13 protein-coding genes and 1 riboswitch are annotated in these 19,227 nt (G+C 40.5%); of the genes, 8 read left to right on the top strand and 5 right to left on the bottom strand.

From position 1 onward, the window contains the following. The first annotated feature begins 151 nt into the window (after positions 1 to 151). The gene (locus tag GNT69_RS02025) at positions 152 to 718 is read left to right on the top strand and encodes a 4Fe-4S dicluster domain-containing protein (protein ID WP_203553271.1); all 567 of its coding nucleotides are present in this window, start codon (positions 152 to 154) and stop codon (positions 716 to 718) included. Between the two features lie 261 nt (positions 719 to 979). Here the strand turns inward: GNT69_RS02025 and GNT69_RS02020 are convergent, their stop codons facing one another. Further along, positions 980 to 2,293 (bottom strand): short-chain fatty acid transporter, encoded by a 1,314-nt coding sequence (locus tag GNT69_RS02020; protein WP_203553270.1) that lies wholly within the window; start codon positions 2,291 to 2,293, stop codon positions 980 to 982. A gap of 338 nt (positions 2,294 to 2,631) precedes the next feature. Then, on the bottom strand, positions 2,632 to 3,681 hold the full coding sequence (gene cobT, locus GNT69_RS02015; RefSeq protein ID WP_203553269.1) for a nicotinate-nucleotide--dimethylbenzimidazole phosphoribosyltransferase: 1,050 nt from the start codon (positions 3,679 to 3,681) through the stop codon (positions 2,632 to 2,634). An 85-nt stretch (positions 3,682 to 3,766) separates the two neighbouring features. Beyond that, a riboswitch (cobalamin riboswitch) is annotated at positions 3,767 to 3,944 on the bottom strand. A gap of 180 nt (positions 3,945 to 4,124) precedes the next feature. Between cobT and GNT69_RS02010 the strand changes: the two genes are divergently transcribed. After that, entirely contained in the window at positions 4,125 to 4,661 is a 537-nt protein-coding gene (locus GNT69_RS02010; protein WP_239093990.1) for a YitT family protein, read from the top strand. A 237-nt stretch (positions 4,662 to 4,898) separates the two neighbouring features. Beyond that, the gene (locus tag GNT69_RS02005; protein ID WP_203553267.1) at positions 4,899 to 7,601 is read left to right on the top strand and encodes a response regulator; all 2,703 of its coding nucleotides are present in this window, start codon (positions 4,899 to 4,901) and stop codon (positions 7,599 to 7,601) included. A 590-nt stretch (positions 7,602 to 8,191) separates the two neighbouring features. Here the strand turns inward: GNT69_RS02005 and GNT69_RS02000 are convergent. The 3 genes from GNT69_RS02000 to GNT69_RS01990 form a co-directional block, all read right to left on the bottom strand. Continuing rightward, positions 8,192 to 9,094, bottom strand: coding sequence for a cupin domain-containing protein (locus GNT69_RS02000; protein ID WP_343206437.1), 903 nt, complete (start codon positions 9,092 to 9,094; stop codon positions 8,192 to 8,194). A gap of 123 nt (positions 9,095 to 9,217) precedes the next feature. Further along, on the bottom strand, positions 9,218 to 11,131 hold the full coding sequence (locus GNT69_RS01995; protein ID WP_203553265.1) for an oxidoreductase: 1,914 nt from the start codon (positions 11,129 to 11,131) through the stop codon (positions 9,218 to 9,220). 779 nt (positions 11,132 to 11,910) lie between these two features. Then, the gene (locus tag GNT69_RS01990; protein ID WP_239093989.1) at positions 11,911 to 13,110 is read right to left on the bottom strand and encodes a CynX/NimT family MFS transporter; all 1,200 of its coding nucleotides are present in this window, start codon (positions 13,108 to 13,110) and stop codon (positions 11,911 to 11,913) included. 419 nt (positions 13,111 to 13,529) lie between these two features. On the opposite strand from GNT69_RS01990, the gene GNT69_RS01985 reads away from it, so the two are divergent. The 5 genes from GNT69_RS01985 (at position 13,530) to GNT69_RS01965 (ending at position 19,191) form a co-directional block, all read left to right on the top strand. After that, positions 13,530 to 14,351 carry a hypothetical protein gene (locus tag GNT69_RS01985; RefSeq protein WP_203553263.1) on the top strand — a complete coding sequence of 274 codons (822 nt, stop codon included), beginning with the start codon at positions 13,530 to 13,532 and terminating at the stop codon, positions 14,349 to 14,351. Positions 14,352 to 14,625: 274 nt separating this feature from the next. Beyond that, complete coding sequence (locus tag GNT69_RS01980) at positions 14,626 to 16,173, top strand: Na/Pi cotransporter family protein (protein ID WP_343206459.1); 1,548 nt, start codon at positions 14,626 to 14,628, stop codon at positions 16,171 to 16,173. A gap of 190 nt (positions 16,174 to 16,363) precedes the next feature. Next, on the top strand, positions 16,364 to 16,660 hold the full coding sequence (locus GNT69_RS01975; RefSeq protein WP_203553261.1) for a hypothetical protein: 297 nt from the start codon (positions 16,364 to 16,366) through the stop codon (positions 16,658 to 16,660). A gap of 109 nt (positions 16,661 to 16,769) precedes the next feature. After that, positions 16,770 to 17,912 carry a CdaR family transcriptional regulator gene (locus GNT69_RS01970; protein WP_203553260.1) on the top strand — a complete coding sequence of 381 codons (1,143 nt, stop codon included), beginning with the start codon at positions 16,770 to 16,772 and terminating at the stop codon, positions 17,910 to 17,912. A 133-nt stretch (positions 17,913 to 18,045) separates the two neighbouring features. Continuing rightward, complete coding sequence (locus GNT69_RS01965) at positions 18,046 to 19,191, top strand: glycerate kinase (RefSeq protein WP_203553259.1); 1,146 nt, start codon at positions 18,046 to 18,048, stop codon at positions 19,189 to 19,191. The last annotated feature ends 36 nt before the right edge of the window (positions 19,192 to 19,227 follow it).

Below are 19,227 nucleotides of genomic sequence, written 5' to 3'. Positions count from 1 at the left end.
AATGCGTATACAGGAAAAAACATCTCTTCTAGGGGAAATGTGCCAAGGTCACATCACAACAGGAATAGATGTTTTTAAGCATCTCAAAAACAATCATTTCATTTCAATGAATAGCTTAGCGTGGTGGAAAAAGGATAGGTGGTGTCAAACAATGGCTGAAAAGAAGCAATATGGGATGGTTATTGATCGAACAAAATGCATTGGTTGTCAAACATGTATTGTTGCATGCAAACTATCAAATGGTACACCAAAAGGCGTATACTGGAGCAAGTTGAAAATCGTAGGCAGTGAAGTGTTTTATTATGGACCAGGTGAGTTTTCAAAGCCTCTTTTACAGTTTGAGCCTCAACAGTGTAATCACTGTGAAAATCCACCATGTGTGGAAAACTGTCCAACAAATGCGATGTACAAGAGAGAGGATGGGATTGTGCAGGTTAATGAGGCTAATTGTATTGGTTGTGAATATTGTACTTGGCATTGTCCATATAACGCTCCTGTTATAGATTCGGTTAAAGGGAAGATGAGTAAGTGCCATTTCTGTGTGGATCGGCTTGAGAGCGAAGAAGCCCCTTATTGTGTCGAGGCTTGCCCTACTGATGCACGTTTAGTCGGATTGATTAGTGATCCAACAAGTGACATATCGAAGGTAATTGCTGAGAAAAATGCAAAGCCATTAAAGCCTGAATATGGGACAAAACCATCTGTTTACTATATTTAATGAGCAGATGTAGGAAATGCATGGACGTCCTTTAGAATGGCGTTTTATCTCTGTACGATCTCGGAGGATGCCAAATCTAACTGACTAGACATTGTACTACGTTACGATAAGCCTTGTTTCACCAAGTAAAAATAACTAGAAGCCTTTGGAGGGAATTCCAAAGGCTTTTTAATGGGTAAACGCATCTAAAAAGCAAAAGCTTGTGTAAAGGCAATTATTTTTTATTATGGTAATAAAAAATAATTGCCTTTGTTCTTTTTGTTAAAATAACAAAAATCCTAATGAAATAATGGCTCCTGAGACGAAGAGGATAATTAAGCAATAGCCCATGATGTCTCTTGCTCCAAGCCCTGCGATTGCTAAGGCAGGCAAGGCCCAGAATGGTTGGATGAGATTCGTCCATGCATCCCCCCAAGCGATGGCGATGGCCGTTTTAGCTGCATCGACACCGAGTTCAGCTCCGGCTGGCAGCATGATTGGCGCCTGTACGGCCCATTGTCCGCCGCCTGATGGAACAAAGAAATTGACAATTCCAGCGCTCCAGAACGCAAAAAGTGGGAATGTTGTTTCATTAGAAACGCTGACGAACCATTCAGAAACGACTGCAGCAAGACCGGAAGCTACCATCATACCCATGATTCCTGCGTAAAACGGGAACTGTATGACGATTCCCGTTGTTCCTTTTACAGCATTAGCTGCTGCCTGAAGAAACCGACGAGGTGTACGATGCAGGAAAATCGCAAAAAATAGAAAGATAAAGTTAACGATATCCAAATTTAGACTAAATCCATTTCTACTAAAATATGCAATGATGAACCAGAATCCAATGAGTGAAATTACGAGTGAAATGAGCTTGCTGTTTTCTAGCTTATCAGCAGGTGTACTGTTTGCGGTCGCAACTGCGACTTCTTCCTTCGCATCATTGGCTGGACGATAAACAATTTCCCTTCCAGGTTCTGGGTGCATGAAGCGGTTTAAGATTGGAATGGCGATTACTAGTGAGATAACGATCGTTAAATTCATCGCTGAGAAAATGGTTTCACTTGTCGGAATAACCCCAATCATATCCATCGCAAAGTGATCATTTGTGGCAACCGTCAAAGACACTGAACTAGATAATCCGCCATGCCAGACGATAAAACCGGAATAGGCGCTCGCAATCAGCAGGCGATAATCAACCTTATCTACTTTTCTTGCAATTTCCTTCGCAAGCAAAGCCCCAATGACTAATCCAAATCCCCAGTTAATCCATGATGCCAAAGCGGAAACAAAGGTGGTGAGCATAATTGCTGTTCCTGGAGAATGAACAGTCGCTGCAACCGATGACAAAATTCGTTTGAAAAACTGCGTCTGCGCTAATGTATGACCAGTTACAAGGACTAATAGCATTTGCATTGAGAATGATAATAGATTCCAGAAGCCTTCTCCCCAAAATTGAACCATTTGCGAAGGCGTATTTCCTATGGTTAAACCGAAACCGAATACGACGAGCGTAAGAATGACACAAAATAGAAAAGGGTCAGGTAAGTATCGGCCAACGAGTTTCACGCTGCCTTCTGTCAATGCTTTAAACATATGTATTCCTCCTTATGTTCATTTTTGCAACAACGATGAGGTGAAAATTCTTCCTGCTAAAAAATGTGACCTCCTTTCCAATTTTGATAATTTCCAATTCTTTTACAATAATAATATAAAATTTAGGAGAATAATAAATAAATTATTCGACATATTCTGAAAAAACAAGCAACAACACCTCGAGTTGTGTCGAAAATAAACGGGAGGAGCAACGTCCATGCCATCTTAGTAGTTTATTAATGTTGCTGGTTAAAATAAATCAGAAGGCACTGGCCTGTGCCTTCTTGGTCAGTTGTATTATTCATTCAAAAAAATGCATTATCGACAGAACGAGTCAATTATAGTTCCATGCCCACTTCTGCAAAGGTCGCCATTTGTTTCATCATTTGACAGGCTGCATCAATAATTGGGAACGCTAAAGCAGCGCCGGAGCCTTCCCCTAAGCACATATCCATATGTAACATCGGTTCCACTCCTAATAATTCACTTGCTTTGCGTGCACCAGGTTCAGTTGAGAAATGGGAAGGGATGAGATATTCCCTCACTTTCGGTTCGATTGAAACCGCAATTAATGTAGCTACGGAAGAAATATAGCCATCAATGACGACAGGAATCCGATTTGCAGCTGCTCCAAGCATTACTCCCGCCATGCCGGCGATATCGAGCCCGCCAACTTTTGCAAGAACATCAATTCCATCAGCACGGTTTGGCTGATTTACTTCAATTGCCTTGCGGATCACTGCCGCTTTATGGACGATTCCACCTTCGCCAACGCCAGCGCCTATACCAGTGATTTCAAGCGGGTCGCACTCACCGAGGACGGCTAAAATCGCAGTGCTCGGTGTCGTGTTTCCGATGCCCATTTCGCCGGTTCCAAGGAGATTCGTTCCATTTTTGACCTCTTCATTGGCCATTTCAATGCCAACCTCGAGTGCTTTAATTGCCTCATCTCTTGTCATCGCCGGGCCAGTTGCAAGGTTATCTGTGCCATACTTTATTTTTTTTATCATCACTCCAGCATCACGGGGAATGTCTCCTTTAATCCCGATATCAACAGTGACTACTTTCGCTCCAGATACGTTTGCAATCGCACAAACTCCAGTTAACCCTTGTGGAAAAGCGAGGGTTTGATTAAGGGTTACCTCTTGAGGGTTGCTAGAAATTCCTTCTTCATACACCCCATGATCAGCAGCCATGACGATGACTGCTTTTTTATCGATAGGGGCGTAAAGCTGCCTCGTTATACCGGCTAAGCGTACGGCTAAATCCTCGAGCTTTCCTAAACTTTTCGCTGGTTTAATCAGATGATTGACTCGAAGCTGCGCATTTACCATCATTTCTGCATCCAAATCTTCAATTCGCTGAATCGTTTGTTCTAATAATTCCACTTTTCATCTTCTCCTTTATAAAAAATAAAAAAAGTCTGTAGTTTATTTCAATTACAAATAAACTACAGACTTTTCCATCATCTATATGATAACAAGCAAGTAGGCAGGTCTCCTGGCTCAGGGTCATCGTTTCATCGGCCTTCCCAGTTTAAACACCAGTGGCATTATCGATGTAACTCTCCTATACAGTGGCGGGACCGCTGAAGAATTCCACTTCATTCCCTATTCTCCCCGAACGGGGCACCTACTTGCTTTTATTCATTTTTTTCATTTTACCGCCTTTTGCACTTGCTGTCACGCCTCGCTCCAATTTTTTGTGTAATAAGATTTTTTAAGGTGTGAGTGAGCGATTGAATAAATGGTGGACAGGTTTCATAAGTATGAAAAGGGACTTTTGTTCGTAAAAAAATGAGGTGGTTAAAATTTTCGCTAGAGTTGCCGCATTGTTTACTGGAAGTATTCTGCTTGGAATTGGGATAAATGGATTTTTAGTTCCACATCATTTGCTTGATGGGGGCATTATTGGCATTGCGTTAATTCTCCATTATTATTTTGATTTTCAGACGGGCCTTTGGTCGGCATTATTAAGTGTTCCACTCATTATTTATGCATGGGTAGTGGATCGCCCCCAATTTCATGGCAGTTTCTATGGAATGATCGTCACTGCGATTTTTATTGATTTATTAGCCCCTTATCAATTTGTCCTTCCGATTTGGCTTAGTGCGATTTTAGGAGGAGCCATTTGTGGAATCGCTGTCGGTTTGATGCTTCGATATAAGACAAGTACCGGGGGCACCGATTTAATCGCCTATTTCATTTCGAAGGCAACTCCGCTGAATATCGGTCTGATTATTTTTATCATTGATGTGTTCATCGTCATCCTTGGCTACCAAACACTGGGCCTGAAAAGTGTCGTTTATTCATCGATTACGATTTTAATTGCCGGCACTCTCGCATCGATTTGTTATGAGAGGTTGTAGTTCGGATAATTTATTTTCAAAGTGCTTATGATAAAAAGCTAACGTACTACGTGTGCTAAGATAAAGAACCGATCTATTTTTAAGAACAGTGTTCAGCTGTTCTTTTTTTACGCAATTTAGCCTATTTTCGGGGATGAATTGACAAAATTTTCAGTATAGGTTATATTCGAGGATATATCTAAAAATTCAAAAAACTCAAAACGAAGGTAGAAGCCATATATCGGAAGAGGTGGAATCATGAGGTTTAGCACAAGGCTCTATTTAGGCTTTGGAATTATGCTATTTTTAATGACGATCTTATTGGTAGTTAATATTAATCTATCAAATAATCAAAATAAAGAAATTAATGAACTAGTTAAAAATCGTTATGAACGGATCAAACATTTAGTTAATACGACTAGAGAAGCAATTTATATACATGCAGATGTAGAAGGCGATATCGGTACTTTATCTAGCACGAGCTATGATTCCTTAAATAATCGGATTCGAAGTTTGTATCATTCTTTAGACAGGCTCGTTGAGTTGAGTCCGAACAGTCCGGAAAATGACCAAATCGCTATTTTAAAACAACGAAGTGAGGATTATATCGTTCAAGTGGAGCAAATTCTCCTGAAAAGAAGCCTCGGAAATACTGAAAATGAGCCAGGCGAATTATTAGTTGCCGAAACGTTAAAGAACACAATTGTTTCTTATTCGGAATCGTTAATCAGAGACCAGGAAATTGCGATGGATGATACTCTTGCAGAAGCGGACTCAACGCTTCAGACAGCCGTATATATGGGAATCGTCTCGATTGCATTAGCGGTACTGTTTGGGGTTGCTTTGTCCTTTTGGTCGATTTCAAAAATTACGAAACGCTTACGAAAAGTAAAAGCAGTCATGAATAGTGTCGAAAATGGTTCTGAGCAGCTCCCACGAATCCCAATTATTAACACCGATGAAATTGGTGAAATTGCTCAAGCCTATAACGAAATGGCGGCGACATTGGAAGTTCATGAAACGAAAGCGCGGCTCCATAAAGAAGATATTGAGGAACAAAACTGGGTAAAAACGAAACTAACAGAGCTCCACACGGTAACACAAGATATGCATGATTTGGAAAGCTTAGGGACGAGTTACCTTCAAGCACTTTCTCCGATGATTGACGCGAATTATGGTGTCATCTATTTAAAAGAAACGAAGGAAAGGCAACCTTATTTGCGTAAGTTAGCCACTTATGGTGGGGACAAAGCAAAAGAAAAAATAGAAATCGGCGAGGATCTAGTTGGACAATGTTTGGAGAATGGACAGATCATCCACCTTCAACCGCTCGTAAAAGATGAAATGAAGGTAACGACTGGCATGGTTGAGGCGAGAATCAATCAGCTCATTATCTTGCCGATTCAACAAAATGATGAGATTCTTGCCATTCTGGAGTTGGCTAGCATCAATCATTTTTCAGGTCCATATGAAGAATTGCTTGACGGAATCACGGACCAGCTTGGAATTGTCATGAACCGAATTCAAAAACAAATGGAAGTAAAAGAGCTGTTGGGCCAGACACAGGAACTGAATGAAGAACTTCAGGATCAATCAGAAGAGCTTCAACTGCAACAGGAAGAATTGCGAACAATGAATGAAGAGCTGGAGGCTCAGTATAAACAATCAGAACAACGCTTGCAAGAATTACAAGAGGCAAAACTCGCCTTAGAGGAGAAGACGAAGCAAGTATTGTTAGGATCGCAATATAAATCAGAGTTTCTGGCAAATATGTCCCATGAGCTAAGAACTCCATTAAATAGTTTATTAGTTTTAGCGCAAATTTTGTTAGATAACAAAGAGGGAAATTTAACAGACAAACAGCAGGAATATGCGAATACCATTTATTCAGCTGGAAAGGAGTTACTAGAGCTCATTAATGAAATTTTAGATTTGGCTAAAATCGAGTCCGGTAAAGTGGAGGTCGAATTAACCGAAACGAATGTGAAAGAAATTGTGAGCTTAGTTAAAAAACAATTTCATGCGATTGCCGAGCAAAAGGGCATTCAATATGAAGTGGAGGTCGAACATGATGTACCGACATATATCCTCTCAGATGAACAAAAAGTCTATCAAGTATTAAAAAATCTCGTTTCGAATGCGTTGAAGTTTACTGAAAATGGGAAAGTTACGATGAAAGTAATGAAGGCAATACAGGGGGAGCGAGAACTAATCGCTTTTTCCGTAATTGATACTGGGATTGGAGTGCCAGAAAATAAAAGAGGACTTATTTTTGAAGCATTTCAACAGGCGGATGGCACCTCAAGCCGTAAATATGGGGGCACCGGATTAGGCTTGTCAATCAGTCAAGGAATGGCGGAGCTTCTTGGCGGAACGATTACCCTTGAAAGCAAGAAAGAACAAGGAAGCATCTTCACCCTCTATTTACCGGTTGATGTAGGGATGATGAACAGTGAAAAAGAAGTGGCGGCTGCTGTCGAATCAGGTTCGGTAGGGGAAAATAAGCAGGGTAGAATGCTGTTTTCCGAAATGAATAACAAAGAGTTAGAAAATTTGATTCCGGAAAAGAACAAGGAGACAGAAAATATTCTTGCAGGACATCATGTTTTATTAGTCGATGACGATATGCGAAATGTTTATGCTCTAACGGTCGCTTTGGAAGATTTTGGATTAAATGTTCATTTCGCAGAGAACGGCAAGGAAGCGTTGAAAATTTTAGAAGAAAAGGCTGATATCGATTTAGTATTAACCGATATTATGATGCCAGAACTCGATGGATATGAAACGATTAAAGCGATTCGCAACATGAAAGAATACGAGAGACTTCCAGTAATCGCCCTCACGGCAAAAGCAATGAAAGAAGACCGTCAAAAATGTATCGAAGCCGGGGCATCAGACTATATTAGCAAACCAGTAAATCTTGAAAACCTGCTATCCTTGCTGAAAGTTTGGCTCTATTAAACTGAACGATTAAAAATAAGGCGAAAGATTTTTTTCGCTAATAGGCAAACCGCCCCTTAGCGGCACACCAATCGGTTAAAAGGTATGAAAGTATAAGTTTTGGCATCAGACTTGTGAAAAAATTGATTGTTCCGTAGGTTTTTTGAACGATAATGCTGGTAACGCGTTTTTTAATCCAAGTACGCGGATTAAAAACACTAAATCTTGTTGATATATTGCTAGTACTCGAAATAAACCGCTGTAAATTGAGGGTTTAATCCGAGTACTAGCGATAAAATGAGGTCAGAAGGCCGATATAATCCTTGTACTAGTAATAAAAAACGGCAAAAAAACGGTTTAATCCAAGTACTAGTATAAAACCAAGCTGAAAATCGCGTTTAATCCAAGTACTAGCAGTAAAACTTAGCCTATTAATGAAAATTCCAATCCATCTTTTTAATCTGATTACTACCAATCATCTTAATAACCAAACGAGTTATTAACCTTAGAACTATGTAAATGAACTTTCAAATGTAGGACAAAAGGACCGGGCAACAATTCAATTTGCCCGGTTTTTCTCTATTTTAAAAGAGTCAACGGTCAAAAAACTCTTATTCATGATGATGATGTTCTTCTTCAGCAGCCATGGCAATGGCTTTCGTTTCATGAACGGTTCCAAATGGATGCTCTGGCGGTGCATAGATCGAGTAAAGTTTCAGTGGGATATTCCCTGTGTTGGTTAGATTATGCCATGTGCCAGCAGGAATCAAAATGACAAAATCATCAGCAACTCTTCTCTGAAAATCTAAGCGGTCTTTGTCCGCTCCCATTTGAACAATGCCTTGCCCTTGTTCAAGCCGTAAAAATTGATCTAGTGTTGGGTGGACTTCTAAGCCGATATCTTCGCCGACATTTATACTCATCAGTGTGACTTGCAAATGCGTTCCTGTCCATAAAGCGGTTCGGAACGTATTGTTTTGCTTTGTAACCTGTTCAATATTAACGACAAACGGTTTTGTGCCATAATCGGTAATTTGATTTAATGCTTCCCCATTTAAAAACTCGAACCGAGCGGCATTTTCCTGTTCACCAGCTAAAGCCCATAAAAGCACATTGCGCACTTGTGGATGTTGAGTAAGTAAATAACGCTGCTGATCCTCTTTATATCCCTCTACCTCTGTTTCATAAGCAATCTGTAAACCTTCTTGGTAACTTTGGAACGGACGAAGCTCAACTTCGAACGTAGGTTGTGTTCCCGTAAAGCTGATATATAGATTTGTGAATTGGATTAGATTGCTTTTTTTTCTCTCCAACGCATAAAGAATGCCACTTTTATGCGTTTCATTTGGCGCTGCATTCGCTAATTGCTTATAAAGTTCAACAGTAGAAGCCTCTCGCTTGATTGCAGCAAGAATCGTTTCACTCACTTTTTGTGTATTTTCCTCATGACTTCTTGTCAGGCCGTTCGTATTTGGGTAAAAAGGATATCCATTCATCTGAGAACCATTATACACTTCTATCATTCCCCTCCGCGTTTTCATTCATCATCATATGCCCATCATTTCAAAAAGGGAACGGGCGAATCGGGGAATAAAAAACAAGCACCGCCGCCAATAGGGGGTGCTTGTTCAAAACTATTATAGGCTCCGAGCAAGGTGGAATCCTTGGTGAACCGCTGTTAATATTTTATCTGGCTGAACAGCATCACCAATTTTATCAATGTCGACTTTGCCATTTAGCTGATCAAAAAGTTCGTCATTTGAAACATAGCCTGCAGCAATGACGATTGTATCCGCCTCTAATGTATATTGCTCTCCTTCAAGAACATATTCGACTGCTGCATCGGTCAAATTCGTTACCTTTGCTTTAGAGATAATTGAAATTTCATTGTCTTTTAACAATTGTCGGAGCGATTGGTCATTGTTCAAACAATGGTCAGCTGTTACTAAAATATCATCTAACATTTCAATGACGGTTACTTTTTCGGCTTTTTCCGCACAATGAGCAGCTGCTTCACAACCGACGAGACCACCGCCAATGACAACGACTTTATCTCCGTATTTCTTTTTATCTGTTAAAATATCATTCGCCATCACGACTTTTGCATTGTCCTCAATTCCCTTTATCGGTGGAATGGATGCACGAGAACCTGTTGCAAGGATGACCTTATCAAAGTTGCCGGCCATCACTTCTTCCATTGTTGCTTCTTTCATCAATTTAAGCTTAATGTTGCTGCGATACGTTTTTCCTGCTAAATATTGAACATAATTGGCAACGCCCTTCTTAAATCTCGGTCCGCCTGCTGCTAATAAAGTCCCACCAAGTTGATTCGTTTTCTCCCAAAGCTCAACTTCAAGACCTCTTTCCGCTGCGGTTATCGCCGCTTCCATTCCTCCAGGTCCTGCCCCGATAACGAGTACACGTTTTTTCTCCGTTGCTTTTGTCACTGGATAATAATCTTCATTAAAACAGAGCGGATTCACAGCACAATGAATGATTTTTCCGGTAAAACCAGCATAAAGACATTCATTACAGCCAATACAAGGAACGATATCATATGTTTCATGGCGTTTTACTTTATTGACCCAATTTGGATCGGCTAACGATTGATGGCCTAGTCCGATAAAATCAGTTTTTCCTTCTTGGAGGCATTTTTCAGCTAATCCTGGGTTTCCAAGTTTTCCTTGCGACATCACTGGGATGGTAACATGTTTTCTGACTTCATTGGCGATATCAATTTGGGTTGGAGCCTCTTCATAAACGGTGTTAATGGCTTTATACCATGCTTCATAACAGCCAACATCAATATGAAGGGCAGCGACACCTGCTGCTTCCAGCATTTTGGAGATTTCGATTCCCTCTGGCAATTCACGACCACCTTCTACTCCATGGTAAGGAGTATATTTTACAAGGATAGGGAAGTTTTCACCGCATGTCTTTTTAACTTCCGCAATGATTTCAAGAGTAAAGCGCATTCTTCCTTGTAAGTCACCGCCATATTCGTCTGTTCGTTTATTCCATAAAGTTGATTGGAATTGGTCCATTAAATAGCCGCCATAGGCATGAAGTTCAATCGCGTCTACTCCTGCAGCCTTTGCTTTTGCGGCACCTTCGCCCATTTTCTGAACAATGTCTTGGATTTGTTCAATTGAATACGGTTTACAGGTGATCTCAGGGAACCAAAAGGCGTCTACTTCACTACATGAGTATGGGGCACCTTCCCTTGTCGGTAACTGCATTCTCCCAAGTCCAGGGGTGATTTGCAGGCAAAGTTTCGCGCCATGATTATGGATTCGACGTGCTAGAAAATTTAATTGTTCAAAAGAACGATGAGTATCTAAAACATTACATGCTTTTGCTTCATACTTCGTCGTAACTTGATTGGCCCCGGTAATGATTAGGGCTGTCCCGCCTTTTGCTCTTTCTTCATAATAACGGATGGATCTGTCTGAAAATGAACCATCAGGCTCCGTTGCCGTGCCCATTGGTGCCATGAATACACGGTTTCTAAGTTCCATTTTTCCGATATTGCCTTTTTCTAGCAGTTTCATTTGTTACCCTCCATTTTGTAAATGAATGAGCATGTTGACGGAAACAAGATGTAAAGTGGCTCTTTTTTACCCACTCATCGGTCGTTTTTTATGTATTCTTCTACAATTCTATTTTATAACTTCCATTCGGCTTAAGACTACTGGTTTGTGAGATTGTTCACATAAACTCCTTAATTGAAAATCTACGGCGTCGAGATGTCACAAATTATCTATAAAAAAAGAGTAATTGCGCATTGGGTTAACGGTTTCTCTTTAACAGTGCAAAACAACAAATTTAACGATAAATAGAGTACTAAATCTCAATGATTTTAGCACTAGTAATCTAGGGTAAACTGTTTTCAAATTGAAACTCAATTCTTGTTCCTTCCTTCATGAAGTCCAAAAAGGCTTTTTTATCTTCCCTCTCTTAAATAAAAGGCTTGTCCTTAATTGAATAACTAGCGAAAGTAAAATAAGCGGAGATTTTCCGGTTAAATGCAGAATCGAGCTCGTTTCGGGGAAAATAAGGGGACATTTTCCGCTTATGCACATAAAAATCTCCCAGTTTCACGTTTATTAAGTTAATAGACGGAATCTCTCCGCTTATTTATGCTATTTTCAATGATTTTTACTAATTAAGCGGAAATTTTCCGTCTATTATTGTTAATTGTCAAAGAAGGGAAGTAGGATTAACGATAAGAGCAGGGCAAATTCCAACATGGTTGCCCTGCTGTTTTTTACACCTCAAAAGAGCACCCGGCAATTACTCTTTTTCAATGAGTGATAAATTTCTTTCGCCCCTAAACATATCGATTACGTCCAGCTATCATGCTAAAAATCATGACGAGGAATGAAACGACAATCAAAGCAATCAGTGGAGTGGTCCATACATGCGTCAAATCGTATAAATATCCGATAAATAGTGGACCAATTGCAGCAAGGATGTACCCGGTTGATTGGGCCATTCCGGATAAGGCGGCAGCCTGAGTGCCATTTCGGGCCCGAAGTCCGATATAGCTTAGCACTAAAGTAAAGCTTCCTCCCAAGACAATCCCAATTAAGACGATACTGATAATTAAAATTGGATAAGATGATCCGAATAATAGCCCGCTATAACCGAGTATCGAGCACATCCCTAAAGTGAAAGCAATCCATACTTGCGATTGATAACGTCCAGCGAGGACGGGAACGATAAAACTCGCCGGCAAGCCTACGATTTGAGTAAAGGCAAGCATCCATCCCGCTGTTTCCAAACTCATGCCTTGGCTATGCAAGATCTCAGGCAACCAAGAAATCGTTACGTAAAATAGAAACGACTGGCAACCGAAAAAGAGGGCCACTTGCCAGGCAAGCGGGGACCGCCACATTTGCGGGGACTTAAAACCAGCTTGCATTTGTACTTGCTGACTTTTTTGATTGGACTTGAGAAGGAAGGTCCAGACGATAATTGCCAAAATGGCTGGAATTACCCAGACAAATTGGGCTCCTTGCCACCCAAGATTTAATTTCGTTGCGAATGGGACACTTACCCCAGATGCTAATGATGCCATCAAGCCCAAAGATACAGAATAAACACTCGTCATTAAACCGAACTTCTGTGGGAACTTTTCTTTGACAACGGCTGGTAATAGGACATTGCCAAGAGTAATCCCTGCTCCAACAAAAAGCGTTCCGCAGAAAAGAAAAAATGCCATAGGAATGGATCGCATGGATATTCCAATGATAAGCACGACTAATCCTATGAGTAACGCCCGTTCATTTGTCAGCCGAGCGGCAATCTTTGGAACAAGTGGGCTTATAATGGCAAAAACAACCAATGGCAAGCTCATTAATAAGCCAGCACTCCAATGGGTAAGACCAACATCCCTTTTAATCATTCCAATTAATGGGCCAATTGAGGTAATTCCAGGCCGTAAATTAAAAGCAATAAGAACAATTCCAATAATAAACAAATAAAGATAAGCTGACCTCGGGCCTGCTTTCGACTTAGTTAAATCCAAAAATATCCACCTCACTGAACGAAAACTTCCTAAAGTATAGCATATTAGTAGCATCTACGCCCCTAATAAGCAGTTCACAGCAAGTGTGAAGGAATAGAGTACAAGAAAAGGAGAGAAATTGGGTAATGAAAAGCCAATTCCTCTCCTTTTATAGAATTAACGTTTACACAGGTGGGAGTAACATCGAAAATAAGCATATCGATACGAGAATAACCAATACCTTTTTCATCGAATCCCCCCGAATCTATCATTTAATAGAATTTATTTTAGCATAATAGGTATCGTAAATTGGATGGTAAAATTAGGGCAACTAACACAACAGTTCAGCTCTTTTCCAGCTGAGGTTGTTTGACATTGAGGAAAGATTGATTAACCTTATATATAGATGAACAATCTTGTCGTTTAAAAGGAGATACAGAATGAAAAGGGTCGAGCCAGTAAGCAGAAAGAGTAAATATCAAACGCTTAAAACGATATATGAAACAAATCTAACGGTGGATTCAATTGCTGAAGAGCTGCTCGTTTGTGAAATCAATGATTCGGTGGAGGAGATCAAGCGGGAGTTAACGGCGAGAAATTATGATTTGATTGGCGTTATAGAAGAAAACCATGTGATTGGGTATGTTGAAAAGGGGAAATTGCAAAGCGGTACGATCCGTGACTATGTGACGCCAATTCAAACGCGGGACATTATTGCTCACTCAACGCCACTAATTGAATTTTTACATATTTTTAAGGATCGCAAACGAATATTTGTATTAGAAAAGAATGAAGTAACGCAGTTAGTGACCGCTGCAGATTTACAGAAGCCGCCTGTTCGCATCCTAATCTTTGGCTATATTACTTTATTGGAAATGAATTTAGGGGAACTCATTCATCAGCGAATTCCTAATAATGGTTGGCAAAGCTTCATAAGTGAAAGTCGAGTTGAGAAAGCGATGAACTTGTTGGAAGAAAGAAAAGCAAAGGATGAGGACATCAACCTTGTCGAATGCTTGCAAATTAGTGATAAATTACAAATTATCAAGAAAGATCCGTTTTTAAAAGAGCATTTTCAACTTCCGTCCAATAAGGAATGGAAACGCATCTCAAATGATTTAAGAGATTTGCGCGATAAAATTGCCCATTCCAATGCATTAGGAATCGACATGACTTGGAAGGAAATCATCGAACTTATCGAGAAATGTGAACAACTGTTAGAAGCGAGTGAACGGTTAGCTGCACCTACGCCTCGAATGTAATCGAATCGGTAGGTGCTGCTTCTCGAGTTAGAAGAGCTCTTTTGCTTCTCGGTCCGATTTTTCAAGTGCTTCAAAGTTCCGATTAAAGCGGTTTTTTAATGCGTTCGCCTGTTCGTCGTACGCAGGTTTATTCTTGTAGTGAGGGGTATGACTGTCGGTGAATCCGCGATAAAATAAGAGTATGAAATCTATTCACTTTTGAATAAAAAACATAGAAACATAGATGCGCGCCATAACGATAGTTAAGAAGATTGGGGGTGAGAGCTTGCTTCATGTGATTGGTGGGATCGGGTTATTTTTATTAGGGATGAATATGCTCACTGATGGCTTAAAGGAGCTTGCTGGTGGACTGCTGAAAAAATGGCTTAACCGCTTTACAGGGGGAAGGGTAAGAAGTATTCTTTCGGGAGCGCTTATTACAGCGTTAATCCAATCATCGAGTGCGACGACCATTCTTACGATTGGTTTCGTTAGTGCTGGTTTGCTCACTTTTATGCAATCGATTGGAGTAATAATTGGTGCAAATATCGGCACCACGAGTACTAGTTGGATTGTCTCATTAATTGGGTTTAAAGTCGATCTTCAGGCGATGTCCCTGCCGTTCATAGGTGGCGGCATTTTATTGACGTTTGCTCCTGGGCGGTATAAACCGTATGGAACGGTCGTGGCAGGTTTTGGTCTGTTGTTTCTCGGAATCGAGTTTTTACAAGCAGGAATGAATGGTTTAGAAAATATGTTTATGTTTAACTCAATTTCAGGCGAAACGTTTCCCCATAAACTTTTATTGATTTTAATTGGGCTGGTGATGACGGTCGTGATGCAGTCATCGAGTGCGGCGATTGCGACAACATTAACGATGCTTCATGCAGGTGCGATTGGCTTTGAACAGACAGCCTTTCTTGTCATTGGTCAAACTATCGGCACGACGGTAACTGCGGTGCTGGCCGCGATTGGTGCCTCGATCCCAGCGAAGCGAACCGCCTTAACTCATGTCGTTTTCAACATAATAACTGGCGGCATCGCTTTCCTAATTGCGCCCTTGCTTTTAACATTAACAGTGACGATTGGTACGTCTTTAAATGGAGAATTTGATGCGACGCTCGGTATCGCGATTTTTCATACGTTATTTAAAATAATCGGCGCACTTCTATTCCTTCCGTTTTTACGCCCGTTTGCCAATCTTGTTTTAAAAATGGTTCCAGACAAAGGAAATGCCTTAACTAGTTATTTAGACCCGAATGTTGCAACTGTTCCGTCCGTTGCAATTGATGCGGCATATAAAACATTAGTAAAGATGATGAGGGAATTATCTGGGGCGATTGTTCTCTTAATGGAGACGAAGAGAGCGAATGGAATTTACGAACAGAAAATTCTGCACGTAGAAGAAGCGATTGCGACCACGAGGCGGTTTTTAGATTCGATTCAATCAACGAATCCGGAACTCCATCATAAACATTTAGCCGTTGTCCATGCGCTAGATCATATTGAACGTTTAACGAGAGTGTTAAAAGACGAACAAAAAGAAAAGGCGGTTCAACTTCAGGAGAAATTAATAAGTGAATGGTACGGGGTACTGCTCCACAACGAATCAAGTATGGGACATGAAGAGAAGATAGTTGAGTTTGCGTCTTCATTAGCGGAAACTTCGGCGACAATTGCTGATGAGAGACGGGAGCGCCGCCACCGATATTTTGAACGTTCGGTTAAAAATGAAACCGAATTAGAAACTTCCGTCGAAAAAGTCGAAGCCTTATTATGGGTCGATCGCTTAGCCTATCATTATTGGAGAACGATTGCCCGCATGGCAGAATATGTGAAATAACTTGAAAATGCGAAAGGAAAGGGAGTCCGCATTAGGTTTTGTCGAGTGATGCCACAGTTCGGTAACAATCGGTTTGTTATCTTCCAGTTGTTTGAAAAAAGCCACAACAAGCAAAAACCATTTTGCTCGTTGTGGCTTTTTTACGTTAAGGAAAGGGGTGCGTGATTCGGACAAGTTTAGCAGGAAAAGTGTGGAAGTTGTCCGGAAGCAGTGCCGATTCAGACAGGTTGCGCAAGAAAAGTATGGAGGTTGTCCGAAAGCAGTGCCGATTCAGACAGGTTGCGCAAGAAAAGTATGGAAGTTGTCTGAAAGCAGCGCCTATTCAGACAGGTTTAGCAAGAAAAGTATGGATGTTGTCCGAAAGCGGTGCCGATTCAGACAGGTTGCGCAGGAAAAGTATGGAAGTTGTCCGAAAGCAGCACCGATTCAGACAGGTTTAGCAAGAAAAGTGTGGAAATTGTCTGAAAGCGTAACAGTTTCGGACTGATTGTTCTCAAGCAAAATTGTCCTAAAACGTTAACAGATGAAAAGAAGTTTAGCACTGTATTTAAGATATGATTTTATGTGTGTTTATCTAATCTTAAAGGGTGATAGAGATGAAAATAACCTCTGAATTAGCACATCCGATTATTTTAAAACTGAAAGCGTTGGTCAATTACAATATCAATATTATGGATGAGGAAGGCGTCATTGTCGCCAGTACTGACCCTAACAGGATGCATCAAATTCATCAAGGGGCATTGCAGGTCATTGAGAAAAAAACACCAATCATCATTTATTCTGGTGATGAAAAGAAGTTTTACGGTTCAAAGCCGGGTGTCAACTTACCGGTTGAAAACCAAAATTTGATTATTGGTGTGATTGGAGTAACCGGAGACCCTGATGAAACCCTCCGCTTTGCACAAATTTTAAAAGTGACCGTTGAAGTGATGATTCAAGAAATGGAATTATTTAATCGACTTCAATATGAAAATAAAATTATGGAGAACTGGGTATTGGACCTGATTCATCCTTCTGATTTAAATCGCACGAAACTGATTGCCGATGGAAAACATTATTTGAACATAAATTTCGACCAAGAAACATCTGTTTTCCTTATTCGCTTTCCGGATTGGAAGTCAAAAAAGACAAGTGATATGATCCATATTCGTAAAAAGAAAGATAATTGGTTGAACCAAATAAGATCGTTTATTCCAAAAATCGCCTTTTCAGCCTTTGTTGATGATGTTCACTGTTTAATAGGCGTCCCCTATATGCAAGAGAATTACTTGTCGATTGCTCAATCCATTAAAGGTTTCTTTGCTAGTCATAAATTGCCGGTCGACATTAGTATTGGTCATTCTTATCACGGTATTGAAGGCTATCGCAAATCGTATTTTGAAGCCCGTGATAGTTTGCAATTGCTAGACAAATTCCCGTGTAAAGAGCATATTGCCCATAATTCGAGTTGGGGGTTTATCAATCTGCTTCATCAAGTACCAATCGATGGATTAACAAGATTTTATGCACAATATGTTTCTGAAAAAACGCCTCTTAATGATGAACAAATTCAAACATTACAAGCATTATTTGATTGTGATTTAAATATGAAATGTACGGCGGAAAGCCTTCATATCCACCGAAATACGTTGCTTTATCGGCTTGATAACATTGCAAAACAAACAGGGTTGGATCCGAAAAGTTTCCATGATGCCATGATCCTACGGTTTATCATCGTTATTAAGAAATTAATAGTGTAAAAGTTAAATAGTGCAGATGCCTAATTTTATCGGAAAATCAATCCAAAAGTTTAGGTAACGCACCGAAGATATGTCCCCTTAATTATAGTTTAATATAAGTGTAATCCATTAAATCTTAGAAAAAGGTGGGACAATGAAAATCGTTATAGCACCTGACTCCTTTAAAGGTAGTCTAACAGCATTGAAAGTTGGGACGATTATAAGAGATGCCTTTCTAAAAGAACTGCCAGAAGTCGAATTAGAAATTATTCCAATGGCTGATGGAGGCGAGGGGACGCTAGAAACACTTATTTTTGCAACAAATGGAAAGCGCTTTCCATCAACAGCTACCGGCCCTTTATGTCACCAAGTGGAAACAGAATATGGTGTCCTAGGAGACGAGAAAACCGCTGTCATAGAAATTGCCGCTATTTCTGGGTTACCAATGGTACCCCCTGATCAGCGAGACCCAATGAAAACGACGACGTTTGGAATTGGCGAGGTCATTCGGAATGCAATGGAAGCAGGGTACCGTGAATTTATCGTTGGACTTGGCGGAAGCTCAACAAATGATGGGGGACTTGGAATGCTTCAAGCCCTAGGAGCAAAATTATTCGATGAAAATAATCAGCTATTACCGCCAGTTGGAGGTTCGCTCTTTAAAGTAAAACGTGTTGAATTAGGCGATTTACACCCTTTATTGAGTAAATGTAAATTTACAATTGCAAGTGATGTCACCAACCCTTTAACCGGACAGAAGGGGGCAACTTACGTTTTCGGTCCGCAAAAAGGGATTGCCGCAGACCAGCTTGAAGGCTTTGATCAAGCGATGGATGCATATGGAAGCTTAATCGAACAGCAGCTAGGGACTGAATTGAAACAGCAAGAAGGTGCAGGTGCCGCAGGTGGTCTAGGTTTCGCCTTTCTCGTGTTGAGTGGGAACCTGCAATCTGGATCAAAAATTGTCGCCGATGCAACAAAGTTACAAGAAAAAATCATTCATGCTGATTTTGTCATAACGGGCGAAGGTCAAAGTGATTACCAAACATTATTTGGAAAAGTTCCTGCCTTTATCGCCAATATGGGCAATGAGCATGGTGTGAAAACAATCCTTTTATCAGGCAGTTTAGGAAAAGGATATGAAGCGTTATATGATCATTTCATGAGTTGTCACTCGATAGCTACAGGCCCAATGACATTGGAAGAATGCATGGACAATGCCGAAATTCTCCTTTACAACCAAGCTAGAAATATCGCTCTCTTAATTAAAGGAATCTCTGCTGAGTGCAACTCAGTGTGAAGATCCGGTCGAATCGCCTCAGTAATTGGTTGTTTT

This window comes from Bacillus sp. B15-48 (assembly GCF_016879755.1).
Taxonomy (GTDB): domain Bacteria; phylum Bacillota; class Bacilli; order Bacillales; family Cytobacillaceae; genus Mesobacillus_B.
The sequence above is the reverse complement of the archived record's forward strand: the minus strand, read 5'-3'. Positions and strand labels throughout refer to the sequence as shown.